13 protein-coding genes, 1 rRNA gene and 1 riboswitch are annotated in these 17,109 nt (G+C 47.7%); of the genes, 1 reads left to right on the top strand and 13 read right to left on the bottom strand.

Annotated features, from left to right (window positions below; all coding sequences use genetic code 11):
* Nucleotides 1–122: 122 nt before the first annotated feature.
* From M5E81_RS03810 to M5E81_RS03755, 12 genes are all read right to left on the bottom strand, one after another.
* Nucleotides 123–1,682 carry an ArnT family glycosyltransferase gene (locus M5E81_RS03810; protein ID WP_249747904.1) on the bottom strand — a complete coding sequence of 520 codons (1,560 nt, stop codon included), beginning with the start codon at nt 1,680–1,682 and terminating at the stop codon, nt 123–125.
* Between the two features lie 42 nt (nt 1,683–1,724).
* A complete protein-coding gene (locus M5E81_RS03805) occupies nt 1,725–2,744 on the bottom strand; it encodes a lysylphosphatidylglycerol synthase transmembrane domain-containing protein (protein WP_009146178.1) in 1,020 nt (339 codons plus the stop codon).
* Between the two features lie 42 nt (nt 2,745–2,786).
* Complete coding sequence (locus tag M5E81_RS03800; RefSeq protein ID WP_009146177.1) at nt 2,787–3,635, bottom strand: ChbG/HpnK family deacetylase; 849 nt, start codon at nt 3,633–3,635, stop codon at nt 2,787–2,789.
* Between the two features lie 5 nt (nt 3,636–3,640).
* Nucleotides 3,641–4,576 carry a ribonuclease HIII gene (gene rnhC / locus M5E81_RS03795; protein WP_249747903.1) on the bottom strand — a complete coding sequence of 312 codons (936 nt, stop codon included), beginning with the start codon at nt 4,574–4,576 and terminating at the stop codon, nt 3,641–3,643.
* 2 nt (nt 4,577–4,578) lie between these two features.
* Complete coding sequence (locus M5E81_RS03790; RefSeq protein ID WP_009146175.1) at nt 4,579–7,662, bottom strand: efflux RND transporter permease subunit; 3,084 nt, start codon at nt 7,660–7,662, stop codon at nt 4,579–4,581.
* Nucleotides 7,663–7,664: 2 nt separating this feature from the next.
* Complete coding sequence (locus M5E81_RS03785; protein ID WP_187363717.1) at nt 7,665–8,783, bottom strand: efflux RND transporter periplasmic adaptor subunit; 1,119 nt, start codon at nt 8,781–8,783, stop codon at nt 7,665–7,667.
* A gap of 203 nt (nt 8,784–8,986) precedes the next feature.
* The gene (gene metK, locus M5E81_RS03780) at nt 8,987–10,165 is read right to left on the bottom strand and encodes a methionine adenosyltransferase (protein ID WP_009146173.1); all 1,179 of its coding nucleotides are present in this window, start codon (nt 10,163–10,165) and stop codon (nt 8,987–8,989) included.
* Between the two features lie 102 nt (nt 10,166–10,267).
* A riboswitch (SAM riboswitch) is annotated at nt 10,268–10,376 on the bottom strand.
* A 276-nt stretch (nt 10,377–10,652) separates the two neighbouring features.
* Nucleotides 10,653–11,861 (bottom strand): bifunctional phosphopantothenoylcysteine decarboxylase/phosphopantothenate--cysteine ligase CoaBC, encoded by a 1,209-nt coding sequence (gene coaBC / locus M5E81_RS03775; RefSeq protein ID WP_249747902.1) that lies wholly within the window; start codon nt 11,859–11,861, stop codon nt 10,653–10,655.
* An 18-nt stretch (nt 11,862–11,879) separates the two neighbouring features.
* Nucleotides 11,880–12,068 carry a DNA-directed RNA polymerase subunit omega gene (gene rpoZ, locus M5E81_RS03770; protein ID WP_148495367.1) on the bottom strand — a complete coding sequence of 63 codons (189 nt, stop codon included), beginning with the start codon at nt 12,066–12,068 and terminating at the stop codon, nt 11,880–11,882.
* Between the two features lie 67 nt (nt 12,069–12,135).
* Complete coding sequence (gene gmk, locus M5E81_RS03765) at nt 12,136–12,771, bottom strand: guanylate kinase (RefSeq protein ID WP_009146169.1); 636 nt, start codon at nt 12,769–12,771, stop codon at nt 12,136–12,138.
* A gap of 7 nt (nt 12,772–12,778) precedes the next feature.
* On the bottom strand, nt 12,779–13,045 hold the full coding sequence (gene remA / locus M5E81_RS03760) for an extracellular matrix/biofilm regulator RemA (RefSeq protein WP_009146168.1): 267 nt from the start codon (nt 13,043–13,045) through the stop codon (nt 12,779–12,781).
* Between the two features lie 14 nt (nt 13,046–13,059).
* On the bottom strand, nt 13,060–13,959 hold the full coding sequence (locus tag M5E81_RS03755; RefSeq protein WP_021719981.1) for a YicC/YloC family endoribonuclease: 900 nt from the start codon (nt 13,957–13,959) through the stop codon (nt 13,060–13,062).
* 279 nt (nt 13,960–14,238) lie between these two features.
* Between M5E81_RS03755 and M5E81_RS03750 the strand changes: the two genes are divergently transcribed.
* The gene (locus M5E81_RS03750) at nt 14,239–15,981 is read left to right on the top strand and encodes an Rqc2 family fibronectin-binding protein (protein ID WP_249747901.1); all 1,743 of its coding nucleotides are present in this window, start codon (nt 14,239–14,241) and stop codon (nt 15,979–15,981) included.
* An 838-nt stretch (nt 15,982–16,819) separates the two neighbouring features.
* On the opposite strand, the gene rrf is transcribed toward M5E81_RS03750, so the two are convergent.
* Nucleotides 16,820–16,936 (bottom strand): 5S ribosomal RNA (gene rrf, locus M5E81_RS03745).
* Between the last annotated feature and the right edge of the window lie 173 nt (nt 16,937–17,109).

Genomic DNA, 17,109 nt, shown 5'->3' with positions numbered 1-17,109 from the left:
AAAGTTTAAGAAATTTTTTTACACTAAAAAACAGTGGGAATTTACCTGACGGTAAACCTCCACTGTTTTTTCTGTTAAAGGCTAGGTTTTATCACGGCATCTCAACAATTGATTATTAATACTCAATTTTGCTCCAGCAGATAGATATCGCTGATTTCCTTTACTGTGCGCACATTATTCGGCAACGGACCCGCCTTCTGCACGCGACGGTATTCCAAACCGCGCACCAATAGATATTTTTTGCTGCCGTCACGCAAAGCATCTGTCAAAGCACCTGTCTGCGGAATCATTTCGATACCGGGTTTGCCTGCATAATACATGAAGCCGGGGCGCAGGAACTTGTCTACATAAACAGGCGTCTGCTGCTCACATTGTTCCTTATACACGCTGCTCATAGTTTTTACACTGAATCGGTCGGCAATTACCGGCAAAACAAAAGCAAAGGCAACACACATCGTCACAGCGCCAATCATCACATGCAGCCAGGATGCCAGCTCGATATCGCGATAATACAGCAGAGCGAAAACTGCCGCTGCACCCAAAAGCAAGGTCAGCACACCCAGCATCACCAGGCTGAAGTCAGCCTCCGGCAGATACTGCGCACCGATAATCCAGCCCACGCCAAGCAGTACAAACATAATACCGCTGCCTGCCGCCCAACCGTAAAAGGTTGTATTATGGCGCAGTCTGCTTTGCATTCTCGCTATATTCCAGCCGATAATTACCGCCATAGCAGGGAACAACGGCAGAATATAGGATACAAGCTTTGTTTTGCAGATAGTAAAGAACAGCAGCACGAAAATCCACCAAACGTGGAAGAACAGCAGCTTGCGCATATCATCTATACGGCTTTCGCTTACAGATGCTTTAGCAGCCTGCCACAGCATACCTGTCCAGGGGAACAAGCCTAAGATTATTACAGGAAAATAATACCAGAAGGTAACGCGGTTAGCATGTTCAGCCGTCGTAAAGCGCGTTATATTGTGAAAGCCCAGGAAGGTATTGATAAATTCCATGCCATGCACAGTATACATAGCGTAATACCAGGGTGATGCAATGAGAAAATACAGCAGCAGACCACGGATAACATGCATGCGCAAAATCTCACGCAGCTGGCCCATAACCACCAGATACAGAAAAATTATCGCACCCGGGAAGACGATACCGATAGGACCTTTGGTAACAGTAGCCAGCGCCATGCACACATACATCAGCCAATAACGCTTATGGATAAAGCTCAGCAGCGCACCTGTCATAAAAAAGAGCAGCGTTGTATCTGTCACCGCCGCCTTGCCCATATAGAAAAATTCTACACAGCTTGTAAGAATCATCGCAGACCAGAAGCCTGCACGTTCATTAAACAGCCTGGTAATAGCTACATACATCATAACGGAAGTACCGCAGGCCATCAGAGCCGCAGGAAAGCGGGCCGCAAACTCTCCGTCACCAAAAATAAATTGCGCAACAGCAACCAGCCAATAATACATTGGCGGCTTATCATACCAGAAATTACCAAAAATTCTCGGTGACAAAAAATCACCGGCAGCCAGCATTTCTCTAGCTGTTTCCGCATATACCGGTTCATCCGGATCCAGCAGCGGAATGCTGCCGATACCGAACATAATCATAAATAACGCAGTGCCTGCTACAATCAGCAGGCTGTTTTTTTCAATCTGATTCATCAGTTTCCATCCCTCAAAATAATTCCAAAATTCATATGCCAACTACTCATTTTTCTTGCCCTCGGTAGTTTTGCTCTTAATCGAAGCCATATTCAGCACATCACTGCCAAAGGCTCTGATTGTTACTACCGCACCCAGCATAAAGGGCAGATATTCTGCCGTAAAGCGCCAGAGAACTGCCATAATGCCTTCAACACCGTTAGGCAAAATATTGGAAAACAGCACCAAGAAGCCTGCCTCCGCTACACCGCTGCCACCGGGTGTAGGCGAAAAATACAGTATTAAATTCAGCAGTACCATGCGTCCCATAACCTGCCCCAGGTCAAAATCAATATTCAGACCGGTAAAATAAGCAGGCACAGTGGCATAAATAAAGAGCAGGCTCACACCGGATTCGATAAACGCACGGAAAACCATCTTCGGATGCTTGCCCATAACTACAACGGCGTTCTTAAACTCGTTATACCAGATAAAGCAATTGCGCTGCGTAGTAAATGAAAGCTTACGGGTAAACCACATAATCGCCTTCTCGGGATAACGTGTTTGCAGCAAGGAAATTACGATGATCGGCAGTGATATAAACAGCACCGAAAGAATTGTCAGTACAGACGCAGGCATCCATTTTACTATATCCGCATCGCTGTGCAGAACCACCGGCACCAGCAGAATAAGGAAGATAATGGACATAACGGTGCGCACCAAAACTACTACCGTAGATTTGGCGACAGGCACCCCGGCCTTACGCATAAACATAACCTGAGCAATGGCGCCGCCGCTGGCACCCGGCGTTACCAACGCCAAAAAGTAGTTGCTCAGAACTACATTCACTATCTGATGAAAGGTCAGCTTCTCGTCTGTCACCGAAGCCAAGGTTATCAGGCGCAGGCCGTCAAAAATCAAGCCTATCGCAAGACATGACAAAGCCAGCAGAATACAGCGAGGCTCGAACATCGTAAGGTATTCCAAGGTCCGTATATCAAATGTAAAATAAATAACCGCCGCCGAAATCAACAGGACAAAGCCAAAAAGCAGACCTAAGCGGAACAATAATTTTTTATTCATCTAGCAGACTCCAAATGAGCTTATTTTTTTAGTACAAGAGCTTTAGCAGGCCGTAAAATTAACAGGCTGAATATGCTCCTGCTGCAGCAGCTTTTTATTGCCGCTGTCAAGGTACGCCTGCATTTCCTCCTGCCAATGATATTGCCAGGGAAATATTTTTCCCAAGGCAGCAGAATCAAGACCGGGATGCGTCATCAGTTCGCTGACGCCATCCGGAAGCTGATGCAGGATATTGCCTACAAGCTCCGCATTCAGATGACCGCCTGCCAGCATGCCGAAGAAATGCTGCGGATGCTTTAGCCCAAGGCTGTCAGCGCGCTGCGCCGCCATTTGAGCACAAAAGCTGAGCCCGCTGCGACCGATCATTCTGCCGATACCTGTATGAAAACCTCCGGTAAAGGTATAGGCTTCCTTAGGTATACGTACCCTTATAATATTATACTCATTACAGAGCTTTAATACAAGTGCATTAATTCCCGGCAGCACATGCGTATGCTGATGGCTGTCGATATGCGTAATGTTTATTTTAGCTTCCAACGCCCTTTCGATTTGCGCGCGTAGCTCCGCTTCCAGCTCGCTGCGCTTGACGCTGCCGCTGTAAAAGCGCTTGGCAAAGGCAACGTAATCCGCCAAAAACAATCCCTGCTCATCCAAAAGGCTGCTGACCTTGCCTGCAGGAAGTACAGGTGCCACGCTGCCGACAAGCGTCAGATGCACACCTATACCGAGCTGAGGATTTTCCTGCGCCAGCTGCACCGCCTCCTGCCAGCAGGGAGCACTGGGCATCAACGAGGTGCTGGTAATAAAGCCCTCCCGATAGCCCTTAATAATACCTGCGTTAATCAAAGGATGCAGACCGAAATCATCTGCGTTAACAATTAGTTTTTTCATAATCTCTACACTCTTTTGTAATTGGCAAAGTGCAGCTTTACATATTCACGCAAAGCATCTTTGCCATATTTTTCTGCTAAGCGGCGGGCACATGCCGTTGCCTGCTCGCCGCCGCCCTTCGGCAGCTCGCCTACGCCGGCCTGCTGCGCCAGCTCGTCCATCGTCCGCAAGAAGCGGGCGCGGGCCAGCACCGAGGCAGCGGCAACCGCCAGGTTGCTTTCTGCCTTAGGCTGCTGGCGCACGCTGCAGCCGGGGAAGCGCTGCTGCAAAGCCTTTAAATTTACCGTAGACTGGGTAAACTGGTCAATCAAAGCGCTGTGGCAATCCTTTTGCCGCTCCAGCACCTGACTGAGCGCCGCCACATGTCCGTAGCCTAAAAGCTGGTTGAGCTTGCCTCCGGCAGCCGCTACCTGCTCATAGCGCAGATTATAAATCTTGGGCTTCAGCTCCAGCACACTATAATCAACAACGGTTGCCTTGATAACATCCCCCAGCTCAAGGATTTTTTTATCAGTCAGCAGCTTACAGTCCTTAACGCCTGCAGCCTGCAGCTTAGCTGCCGTTGTGTTGTCCACTACTGTGGCCGCCACAACCAGGCTGCCGAAGAAATCACCCTTGCCGGATTCATCACTGCCTGCCCACAGGCCGTTGCTTACTGTTGCTCCTGCGGCTGCAGGCTGCAGCTCCTCAGACGCATTCTGCACTCCCTCCAGCACCAGCATTAATCTTTGCTTTAAGGCACTGTCACCGTTATAAACATGCGTCAGTCCTTTTTTGCCGTTATATATATTCACGGATGCCTTAGCCTCACAAAACTGTACTGCAATCTGCTGGCCATAATTTATCGGCTTATCCTTAACAATACTGAAACCATCCTGACGGATTTTTTCTGCAGCCTCTGCCAGATAATCGGCAAAGGCCTTCGGTGTCAACTGTTTCACTCCTATTCTCCTCTTTGCACATAGTTTTTCGCCTTCCACTCCTCAAAGAGCAGATAAATCAACGGAACAACCACCAACGTCAGTAAGGTGGAGGTTGTTAAGCCGCCTATCAGCACCACGCCCATAGACTGGCGCAGCTCCGCACCCTCGCCGATGCCGAGAGCAATCGGCAGCATACCAAGTATCGTAGACAATGTTGTCATAAGAATAGGACGCAGACGCAGCGAGCAGGCCAAGAGCACTGCTTCACGGATAGACATGCCCTTTTCACGCTCCTGGTTGGCATAGTCAATCAGCAAAATAGCATTTTTGGTAACAAGACCCAGAAGCATGGTAAAGCCAATCATGCTCATCATGTTCGCCGTCTGTCCTGCAACAAGCAGGCCCAGGATAGCGCCGATAATCGCAAACGGCAATGATACCATGATAATCAGCGGCTGCGAAAAGCTTTCGAACTGCGCCGCCAGCACCATGTATACTACAACTATGGCCAGAATAACGGCCTTATAAACCTCTTTAAAGGAGCGTGCCATGTTATCGGCCTGACCAATCATCTTATAGTTATATCCCGGCGGCAAATTCAGCTCAGGAATATATTCATCGCGCACCTTGCCGATTAAATCACCGGGCGAAATACCTACTGTGTTGGCATAAACAACGATCTGACGCTGCTTATCCTCACGCTCAATGCGTGTAGGACCGCTGCCGTAGCGCACATCTGCGATATCCCCCAAGCGGATGAACTGACCTGCGGAAGAAGAAATGCGCAGGTTCATAACATCATTGATATTAGTGCGCTGACTTTGCTCCAGCTGCAAAATAATATCATAGTCATTGTCACCGATGGTATAGCTGTTGCTGGTGCTTTTGCCCATAATAGCCATTTCGATAACCTTGCCAACCTCCGTAGCATCAAGACCGAATTCACTGGCCTTGGCGTGGTCCAGTTTGACCACGATTTCCGGCTGCTCTTCCGAATCGGATATATCAACGTCGGTCGCACCCTCAGTCCGGCGTATCATATCTGCCAACTGCTGAGCGTAATTTTTCAGCTCCTTGATATTGCTGCCGCGCAGACCAATCTGCACCGGACGGCTGTCACCACGGCCACCGCCCTGGTTTGATACAACGGTAACCTTCAGGCCTTCAACATTTTGGAAGCGTCCGCGCAAATCATCCATTATCTGCTGCATGCTGCGTTCACGCTCATTGCTTGGCTTCAGGCGGATATCCAGAGAACCCTGGTTAACAGGATTGCGGCCGTTGCCGATATTAAGCGCCACGATTTTGACCTCCGGCAACTGCGAAATCTCCTGCTGCAACGGCTTGGCCAGCTCTACAGTTTTCTGCAAACTGGTGCCGATGGGCGCTTTAACATTGACGCTGAATTCACCCGAATCATATGTAGGTTGGAATTCCGTACCCACAAATGGAAGCAGCAGCAAATTCAGCAACAGCGAAATGATACCTACGGCAACAACCTTCTTAGGTCTTTCCAAAGCCCAGGCCATTAAGCTGTCATACATTTCACGCACGGACTGGAAGCCTGCTTCAAATTTATCGAGAGCCCTCTGCACAAAATGCGTGCGCTCCTTGCTGCTCTGCTCCTCGGTTTCTGCCTTAATCCAGTACGCCGAAACCATTGGCGTAAGCGAAAAGGCTACAATAGTAGAGAACGCTACCGCAAAAGCAACCGTCAGACCGAACTGCTTGAAGAACTGGCCGATGGTTTCACCCATATTGCCGATAGGCACAAATACAGCCATTAAGCTCAGGGACGTCGCCAAAATCGCCAGCGTCAGCTCCTCCGTCGCTTCCTTGGCTGCCACAAACGGCGTCTGTCCCATCTCAATATGGCGGAAAATATTTTCAATTACTACAATCGCATCATCAATCAAAATGCCGACTGCCAGGCTCAAAGCCATCAGCGACATATTATTCAATGTAAAGCCCATAACCTTCATCATAAAGAAGGTGGCGATAATAGACGTAGGAATACACAGACCGCCGATAATAGTCGCACGGAAATTGCGCAGGAATAAATATGTTATCAAAAGCGCCAGAAACCCGCCGAAAAGAATCGCATTCCAGACATCCGCAATATTGTCGCGTATATAGTTGGACTGGTCGCGCACCTTATCAACAATGATATCGGGCGGCAGATTGCTGTGCTTCAGCTCCTCCATCTTGGCATTGACATTATCGGTAACATCAACAGTATTGGTTTTGGACTGCTTGCGCACAAAGGTCATAACGCAAGGAACACCGTTAGCACTGGCAAAGGTATCCTCATCCTCCCAGGAATCAAGCACATCGGCAATTTCACTGATATAAACAGGACGGCCGGTATGATTAGCAACTACCACCTGCTTGATATCATTAATATTGTTATACTTGCCTAAGGTACGCACAGTGATTTCCATAGCGTCATTTTTCGCCTTACCGCCGGGAGTATTATAGTTATTGGCGTTCAGCTTACTGCGCACTGTCTGATAGGCAATACCGTATTCCGCCAGCTTTTCCGGCTTCAGCACAATGCGGATAGCACGCTGGCTGGCACCGACAACAGTAACCTCGGAAACACCCTCCACCATCTGCAGCTCATCCTTAATATTATCCTCCACAATGCGGCGGATTTCACCACGGCTGCGCGAAGGCGAAGCAAAGGTATAGGCCACAATCGCGCGGGAGTTGATGTCAACAGTCTGCGTTACCGGCTCGTCGATATCATCAGGCAGAGCCTTGCGCACACTGGCAACCTTTTCACGCACCTCACTGGCCTTAACCTGCGGGTCGACACCGATATTAAATTCCAGAACTGTTTCACTGTAGCCTTCCAGCACAGTTGAAGACAGCGTCTTGATACCCGAAACCTGACTGACGCGGTTCTCAATCGGCTTGGTAACCAGCGTTTCCATTTCCTGCGGCGAAGCACCGCTATAAGTAACACGCACGCTGACAATAGGCAAATCAACATCAGGATTCAAATCAACGCCGATTTCCGGATAGCAGCGGATACCGAACACCACCAACAGCAAAATAAACATGGTGGTAAATACCGGCCGCTTGATAAATGTTCCAATCATCGTTATTTACCAGCCTTTTTCAAATCTATCTTGCTGCCTTCACGCAGCTTGTTATGTCCTTCGGTAACAATAGTATCCTTTTCATCCAGTCCGCTCACTATTTCAGCAAGCTTATCATTCGTATAGCCGACATTCAGCACACGGCGCTGTACAACGCCTTTATCATCAACAACAAACACCGTCTGCTGGTCATCACGCATCACAATAGCCTGCACCGGAATAGTCAGCACATCAGCTTTAGGTGAAGCTGTAAGCGTAACGTTGGCATAGACGCCGGCCAAAAGACCTTCGCTGTTATCCACGCTCACCTCTGCCGCAAAAGTATGCGCCGGCAAATCCGCAACCGGAGCGATGCGGGTAATTTTGCCTATCAGCTTTTTACCGGGATAAGCAGGCAGGGTAATACTTGCTTCATTGCCGACATGTACACCGGCAATCTGTCCTTCGGGAATATGAATCGTAGTTTTCAGCATAGAGATATCAGCAACGGCAAAAATAGGCGTACCTGCCTTTGCGTAATAGCCCTCCTGATAATAACGCTTAGAAATAATGCCATCAGCCGGCGCTGTCAGCACCGTGCCCTCAGACTTAGACTCCATCGCCCGCAGACTGCCTCTGGCAGCCTCCAGCTTAGCTGCAGCATTATCACGCGCAAAGCGGTAATCATCCACCACCTGCTGCGAAACAGCACCCGTAGCATATAGCTTTTCATAGCGCTGCAAATCTGTTTCCGCCTTGTGCAAGCTTGTCTGTGCATCCAAAAAGCTGCCCTTGGCGCTCAACAGATTGGCATCGGTATCAGCTTGCTCCAAAATTGCCAACACCTGCCCACGGCTCACACGGTCGCCTTCACGGACATAAACCTTTTCCAAGCGTCCGTCCACCTTAGCGGCAACCTCTGCCTGCCATTCCGGGTCCAAACTGCCGGAAAAGCTCAGACTGGGAACAATCGTCTGCCTTATGGGGTGAGCAGTAACGACCGCCACATTGCGTACCTGCGACAGTCTGGCAGCACGCGCCTTATCAGCCTGAATATTGCTGTAAATACGGTAGCCGATAATTACGCATACCGCCAGCATCAGGCCAAATGCTATCTTAACCTTGCGATTCTGTAAATTCACTTTCTTTCCTCCCTGCACCATTCCCTTGGGGGTAAATTATAATGGGGTAAGTTTAATTTTAGCTTAGTTTATTACGGAGTAATTATAGTTATAGATAATAATATTATACCCCTTATCAAGATAAGTTAGCAAGAGCAAAGCCACAGGCAGGCATAGAAAAAGCACGCTGCAAGCAGCGTGCTTTCGACAGTTTTAAATTAATCTTACAGGCCTGCCTGCTCGCGCAGTGCAGCAGCCTTTTCAGTATGCTCCCACGGCAGATCTACATCGGTACGTCCGAAATGACCATAAGCAGCAGTCTGCTTGTAGATAGGACGCAGCAAATCCAGCTCACGGATAATGCCGGTCGGGCTCAGGGAGAAGTTTTTACGAACCAGCTCAACAATCTTGTCCTCGCTGATTTTGCCGGTGCCGAAGGTTTCAACCAGAACGGAAACCGGATGTGCTACGCCGATAGCGTATGCCAGCTGGATTTCGCATTTATCTGCCAAACCTGCGGCAACGATATTTTTAGCAACGTGACGTGCAGCATAAGCAGCACTGCGGTCAACCTTAGAGGGGTCCTTGCCGCTGAAAGCACCGCCGCCATGACGAGCCATACCGCCATAGGTGTCAACGATGATTTTACGGCCGGTCAGACCAGCATCACCCTGAGGACCGCCGATAACAAAACGGCCGGTCGGATTGATGTAGTATTTAGTTTCCGCATCCAGCATTTCTGCGGGAACAATCGGTGCAATAACCTTTTCGATAATATCTTTGCGAATCTGCTCGTTGGAAACTTCCGGTGCATGTTGGGAAGAAATAACGATAGTATCTACACGAACAGGTTTGCCGTCGTCATATTCAACGGTAACCTGAGTTTTGCCGTCCGGACGCAGGTAAGGCAGCACGCCTTCCTTACGAACCTTGGTCAGCTGCAGAGCCAGCTTGTTAGCCAGATATGCAGGCATCGGCATGTAGCTTTCGGTTTCGTTGGTTGCATAACCGAACATCATACCTTGGTCGCCGGCACCGGTTTCTTCCTCAGCAGCCTGGCCTTCCTTAGCTTCCAGCGCTTTGTCAACGCCCATAGCGATATCAGGGGACTGCTCGTCGATGGAAATCAGCACACCGCAGGTGTTGCCGTCAAAACCGAATTTTGCACGGTTGTAACCGATATTGTTGATAGTTTCGCGAGCAATGTGTGCGATATCAACATAGCATTGGGTAGAAATTTCGCCGAAAATGTGAACCTGACCGGTAGTAACGATAGTTTCGCAAGCAACACGGCCTTTAGGATCTTGAGCCAGGATGGCATCAAGCACAGCATCGGAAATTTGGTCTGCTATTTTATCAGGATGACCTTCGGTAACGGATTCGGAAGTAAATAATTTTCTCATTGGTAGCTCCTTTCATAAATAAAAAACGTTGTTGAGAGTGTTTAGATGGTATAAGAAAAGGCGTTCTCATTATGAGAACGCCTTAAATTATTACTCTTAGCATTCTCATCTTACAGATAAACTGCAGGACTTAGCACCGTTTTACAGCTGTCACGCTGCAATGGTTGCTGCGACTTCACAGGGCCATTCCCTCCATCGCTCTTGATGAGTTGTATTAAATTGGTTACAGATGCCATTATATAACAAAATCAAGATAATGACAAGTACTTTTTTTACGAAAAATATGTGAAAACGCCTTTTCCGTAATGGCCGATACTAAATAGAATTTAATTCTATTATACAGGGATTCATAATGCATACGTATCCTTGCAATCCCTACTCCAAAGAACGCGGAGAAGGCTGCAGATGCTAAATGATTGCGACGACGACGTACTTCTAGTACGTCGAGGAGCGGTCATGACGCAGATGCGGTCTTATACGCGCTCTATCAAGCGCGCTCTCTACGAATACGCAACGCCTCGTCCAAAATACGGTTCGCCACATCAACCTTCGGCATCTGCTCCAGCTCGCATACATCGCCGTTGGCGTAAAGGAACTTAACGATATTGGTATCGGAGTTAAATCCGGCACCGGCAGCCGTAACATCGTTAGCTACAATCATATCAAGATTCTTCTTGACTACCTTTTCGCGGGCGTTAGCCAACAGGTTTTGCGTTTCTGCAGCAAAGCCAACCAATACCTGATGCGTTTTCTTCGCACCCAAGGTTTTGAGGATATCCGGATTTTTATCCATAACTACAGTCAGAGCATCGTCTGTTTTCTTCTTAATCTTTTGGTCTGCCACATCACGCGGACGGTAATCGGCAACAGCCGCTGCCTTAATAACGATATCAACTGCATCGTAGGCTGCCAGGCAGGCCTCCAGCATTTCATTGGTCGATTCAACCTGCACAGCCTTCACATTAGGCGGTACGGCAAGCGCAGACGGACCGCTGATAAGCAATACCTCTGCACCGCGCTCGGCAGCCATCTGAGCTACGGCATAGCCCATCTTACCGCTGGAACGGTTGCCGACAAAGCGAACGGGGTCAATCGGTTCACGTGTACCTGCTGCGGTAACGAGTACCTTCAGGCCACGCAGATCGCCCTCACGGCCGGCAAAAAAGCTGCTCATGAACTCCACAATCTGCTGCGGTTCAGGCAGACGGCCATGGCCGCTGGTGCCGCAGGCAAGATGTCCGGAAGCAGGCGGCATTACAGTAATACCGCGGCTTTGCAGCTTAGCGATATTTTCCTGAGTTGCAGCATTAAGATACATACCGGTATTCATTGCGGGGCAGACAACTATCGGTGCCTGAGCTGCCAAAAGCGTAGTGCTCAGCAGATCATCCGCAATGCCATATGTCATTTTAGCCAGAATATTAGCGGTAGCAGGCGCAACTAAGAAAGCATCTGCCCAATTTGCCAAAGCAATATGCTCAACATTAAATTCCTGGTTGCTGTTCCACATGCTGGTAGCAACAGCATTACCGCTGATTTCCTTGAAGGTTAACGGAGTAACAAACTGCTGCGCATGCTCGGTCATGACCACACGCACCTCGCAGCCCTGCTTACGCAGACGGCTTACAAGATCTACAGCTTTATAAACGGCAATACCGCCGGTTACTCCCAAAACAATTTTTTTGCCCTTTAACAAGGTTTTACCCTCCCGCTGTTATACGTTTTTAGTACGCTCGTAGGTAATAGTATCGTTAGCAATTTCCTTCAGCGCAGCGCTGACCTCTTTTTCCGCGGAATTTACACCGGGAATAGTGAGCTCGCGTGCTCTTTTTGCTGCCAAAATAACCAAAGTGTATTTGCTATCTACTTTTTCTGCCAAATAGTCAATAGACGGATCTACCATAGACATTATAGAATCACTCCTTTAAGTATTTCATGTTTCACACAGCAGACTGCTGCATAATGTAAATTTATTTTTTAGCTTTACAAATCTTATCAACAATAAAATATGTTCTGGCTACGCGGTAACGCTCAGCCTCCATAATTGTAAGTACCTTTTGCGCTGCCTTTTCCGCAATATCATTAACGATGATATAGTCATATTCCGCTGCGTAGGTCAGCTCGCTGGCTGCGGAAGCCATACGGCGCTTAATAACATCCTCGCTGTCTGTACCACGTTTATAAATACGTGCGGAAAGCTCATCTAAGGAAGGCGGTACGATGAAAACAAATACGCCTTCAGGGAAGCGCTTTTTAATCTGCAAAGCGCCCTGAATATCAATCTCCAACAGTACGTCACGGCCGGATTCCAACTGCTCTTCCACGTATTTGCGCGGTGTGCCGTAATAATTGCCGTATACTTCGGCATATTCCAGCAGCTCGCCCTTTTCAATCATCTGCTTAACATCGGGAATTGTTTTGAAGAAATAGCTTTCTCCGTCAACCTCACCCGTGCGCGGTGCGCGTGTAGTAACAGAAATAGAATAACCTAAATCCGGCAGCTGGTCTCTCAGCATCTGGCAAATAGTTCCTTTGCCTGCTCCCGACGGACCGGATACTACAAGAAGTACTCCCTTAGGAGTAACATTATCAATATCGTTGCTCATGATCCAATTACTCCTCTTCTTCAGAATCAGCAGTTTGTGCTACCAGACGGTTGGCTACAGTTTCCGGCTGTACCGCAGACAGGATGATGTGACCGCTGTCCACAACAACTACAGCACGAGTACGACGTCCGTAGGTTGCATCCACAAGCATGCCCTTATCGCGGGCTTCCTGGATAATACGTTTAATCGGTGCCGATTCCGGACTGATAATAGAAATAATGCGGTTGGCTGCAACAATGTTGCCAAAGCCGATATTAACTAGCTTTATATCCATAACTTCCTCCAGTTTTATTCGATGTTCTGAATCTGCTCACGGATTTTTTCTATTTCCGCCTTAATTTCTACGACTATCTGCGCCATAGTATAATCGTTGGCTTTGGAAGCAATAGTATTTGCTTCACGGTTGAATTCCTGAATAAGGAAGTCCAGCTTGCGTCCTACCGGCTGGTCGGAAGCAATGATAGTCTTGAATTGCTTGATATGGCTCTTCAAGCGGACTATTTCTTCCGTAATGCTGGTGCGGTCAGCAAAAATTGCTACCTCCTGCAGCAAGCGCTCCGGCTCAACCTTGATATTATTGTCAGCCAGAAGATTAGTCAGACGCTCCTGCAGCTTAGCCTGGTATTCTTCCACAACTAAGGGAGAACGCTCCTCAATCTGTGCCAGCTTTTCGGCAATCAGATCTGCACGGTAAATAAAATCACCGTAGATATTGCCACCCTCTGTTTCACGCATAGCTACCAAATTAGCAACAGCCTGCTCAACAGCCTGCTCAACCTTGGGCCAAACGCTTTCTACATCAAAAAAGCCTTCCTTAACGTTAATCACGTCAGGGCATTTTGATAAATAGAGAATTTCTGCAGCAGCGTTAATGCCTGCAGCGTCGGCTCCGATAGCAACGCCTACCTCCTGCAATGCCTTATGATAGGCAGCAGCAAGGTTTTTATCAACCTTCAGAGTACAGTTGCCGCTGACATTATAATCAGCAGTAATAAACACATCAATACGTCCACGGCTAACGGTTTTTAAAATAGTTTTGCGGATTTTATCCTCCAAAGGATTCAAAAATCGCGGTAAACGGATAGCAACCTCGTTATACCGGTGGTTCACGGTTTTCATTTCAATGTTAACAGAAAAATCTGCATCCTCGTAGGAACCACGGCCGAAACCGGTCATACTTTTTAACACAGGCTTCCTCCTTCATCCTCACCAGCAAAGGTGATATTATTTCAGCTTAAAAGATAAGTATTTTTTGCTTCAATCTTATCTTGAAAATTTATTATACCATATTTCTCTAATGATTTCAGCATTTTTCTTCGTTTTTCGTCGCTTAGATAAAGAAATGGCCCATTTTTGTTTTGCTATACTTGTTGCAGGTAATGGAGTATAATATGATAAATTAATAAATTGCATTGTATTCTCGCAGGTTCAAAAAACTTTGCCGAGCCTGCACCGAAAGGAGTCCCTATGAACATTGAAGGCTTAACTTTAAAGCTTCTTACAGATACATTAAATGAAGAACTGCTGGGCAGCAAAATATATAAGGTATATATGCCTAATCCGCAGTCACTGCTGCTGCTCGTCCGCAGAACACGCGATACAAGCAGTCTGTTGGCGGATATGCATAACGGCAGCTGTGTGCTTTATCTGCCGCAGCAGCTGCCGGAAAACCCGGAAACTCCTCCCACCTTCTGTATGCTTCTGCGCAAGCATCTGGAAGAAGGACGTATCACGAAAATCAGCCAAAGCGGCCTGGACCGCATTATTACACTGGAAATAGATCTTTTAGGTGCCTCCAGTAAAATTATTACCAAAAAGCTGATTTTTGAGCTTACCGGTAAAAACAGCAATATCATTCTTACGCAGGATGATGTTATTATCGACTCTTTGAAGCATGTAAGCGCAGCCCAGAGCAGCTATCGCACTATCCTTCCTGGCAAAGCCTATATTGCGCCCCCGCCGCAGGAAGGTCTTAACCTTTTGACTGATGACCCGGCAAAAATTGTGCAGACTGCCAACAGTCTGCCTGCAGCCAACTTCGCCAAGGCCTTTATCAGTGCTACCACCGGTGTCGGCAAAATGACAACACTGGAGCTTTTAGCCGCTGCGGATATCCTGCCGCAGGAGGTGCGTCTGGAAAGCTCCGCCTGCCAGTCCCTAGCGCAGGTTATCGGCAAGCTGCAGGCAGATATGCAGATGCAGGCCGCCAAGCATCCTGTCTATGCGCTCATCAGCCGTACTAATCAGGTAAAAACCTTGCTAGTATTGCCTCCGCAGAATGTGCAGGAGGGCATGCAGGTTAAAGAATTTACCGATATCAACAGTGCGCTCAATTTTGCTGTCAGCCTGAAGCCTATCCAGCTTCCGCGTCACGAACAGCTGCAAAAGCTGGTGAACTGCGAAACTGCCAAACTCAAGAAAAAGCTACAGGCCCTGCAAGAGGATTTAGCTCATGCAGCCAATGCCGAGGAACAGCGTATGCTGGCAGATACTATCATGGCCAATATCTACCAGATAAAAAAAGGCCAGACAAGCGCCGAGCTGATCAATATTTATGACGGCGAGCCGGTTACGGTCAGCCTTTCCCCCATCCTTTCGCCTACGGAAAACGCACAGGCCTATTACAAGCGCTATAATAAGTACAAGCGCGCTCAAACCGAAGTACGTATCCAGCAGGAATCTACGGAAGAAATGCTTGCTTATCTGGAAAGCCTGGACGCTTCACTGCTCACCGCTACAACGAAGGAAGAAATTGAAGAGATTAATCAGGAAATGCTTGGCAGCGGTTTGCTTAAGGACACGAATAAAAAGAAGAAAAATGCCGGACTGCAAAAATCTCAGCCTCTGCATATCCGTTTAAATCCTGAAGCAGATTTGTATATCGGTAAGAATAATAAGCAGAACGATTATGTTACCTTTACCTTGGGCAATCCTAAAGATTTATGGTTCCATACTAAAGATATCCCCGGCTCGCACGTTATTTTGAAAACGTCACTGCCGGAAGCACGTCAGGAGGATATTAATCTTGCTGTGCAGCTGGCAGCATATTTCAGCAAAGCGCGCGACGGCAGCAATGTTCCGGTCGACTGCGTACAAAGACGCTATGTAAAGAAGCCTGCAGGCAGCAAACCCGGCTTTGTTGTTTTTACAAACCAGAATACTTATTACACAACACCTGATATGGAGTTAATCCAAAAATATTTAAAGTAAGGATTTAGTCAGAACTTCATCCGTCTGTATATAAAACGCGCCCTGATTCATAGAAATATGAAGCGGGGCGCGTTGAAGTTTATGGGAAGTTTTTTGAGTGTAGATAGTTGTATCAATCTTTTTTGTCAAAGCAAATCTGCAGAACAATGCTGATTGATAAGAAGGCAAGTAAATCGAGCGAGAGGTAATATCGTGCAAGGAATAGCAATTTTAGCGAATGAGTGTCCGGAATCATCTGCGGGCGCATCCAAGAAGCGAGTCCGCAGGGCGATGCTGATTGGCTCATGCGCGCCATGCGATAGTGTCCCAAGCAGCAAGCTAGAAGATCGAAGCTGATTGGTTTGACACGAACCGCTAAGTGTTGCATTGTCTGAGCGCTAAGCTATCTACTATAATAAAATCTCTTTGCATAGCGCGAGTTTTGCGACACTTCGTCTTGATTCCATGCGAAATTTGCGTTGTGCCCTTTGGGCACTGGAAAATTGCTCCTGACCGGAACGATATATCTCTCGCGAATATAGAAAGTTTGGTAGAAAGCCTGACACATGCTTGCGCGTCGCTTCGCTCCTTCAAGCATGGCTATCTATCCCTCCAAAAATACTCCTTGCAGCAATACTTCATTAAGAAGCTCCCGCTGCCGACTTTACTGCATAATCGTAGATTCTATCCTCAATCGACAAGCTGATTACATCAGCTCGTCGATACGCCTCGCCACAAACGCATTTGCTCGTCGCGTTGCTTCTTCAAATGCGGTGGCTGGTCAGCCAGGCCCGCTGCTGGTCATAAGATAGCTGACGGTAAAAGAAAAAAGACATGTCACATGACATGTCTTTTTTCTAACCGGCAGCTATCTATCCTCCCAGGCCGCTTCCAGCCAAGTACTTTCGACGTATAAGGGCTTAACTACTGTGTTCGGGATGGGAACAGGTGGATCCCCTTAGCCATCACCACCGGATTATTTAATTTTGAGGTTTGTACCCTCAAAACTTCAACAGAAGAATGAACCGTTAAGTTCTTTTTAACGTTTTGTTTAAGCTGACTTCTTCATCGAAAACCGCTCCTTATTCAGTCGCTGTTTTCGATGTTTGCACGACCTTTTCGATTTCTCGCTTCGCTTTGCTTGCGACA

It is taken from the genome of Phascolarctobacterium succinatutens (genome assembly GCF_023497905.1).
GTDB classification, from domain to species: Bacteria; Bacillota; Negativicutes; order Acidaminococcales; family Acidaminococcaceae; genus Phascolarctobacterium_A; species Phascolarctobacterium_A succinatutens.
This window is presented reverse-complemented; position numbering and strand designations above follow the sequence as displayed.

Coding starts and splice junctions, on each gene's coding strand:
- M5E81_RS03750 (WP_249747901.1), top strand. CDS start 14,239: ATGAACATTGAAGGCTTAACTTTAAAGCTTCTTACAGATACATTAAAT.
- M5E81_RS03790 (WP_009146175.1), bottom strand. CDS start 7,662: ATGATTGGAACATTTATCAAGCGGCCGGTATTTACCACCATGTTTATT.
- M5E81_RS03805 (WP_009146178.1), bottom strand. CDS start 2,744: ATGAATAAAAAATTATTGTTCCGCTTAGGTCTGCTTTTTGGCTTTGTC.
- rpoZ (WP_148495367.1), bottom strand. CDS start 12,068: ATGGTAGATCCGTCTATTGACTATTTGGCAGAAAAAGTAGATAGCAAA.
- gmk (WP_009146169.1), bottom strand. CDS start 12,771: ATGAGCAACGATATTGATAATGTTACTCCTAAGGGAGTACTTCTTGTA.
- M5E81_RS03800 (WP_009146177.1), bottom strand. CDS start 3,635: ATGAAAAAACTAATTGTTAACGCAGATGATTTCGGTCTGCATCCTTTG.
- remA (WP_009146168.1), bottom strand. CDS start 13,045: ATGGATATAAAGCTAGTTAATATCGGCTTTGGCAACATTGTTGCAGCC.
- metK (WP_009146173.1), bottom strand. CDS start 10,165: ATGAGAAAATTATTTACTTCCGAATCCGTTACCGAAGGTCATCCTGAT.
- M5E81_RS03810 (WP_249747904.1), bottom strand. CDS start 1,682: ATGAATCAGATTGAAAAAAACAGCCTGCTGATTGTAGCAGGCACTGCG.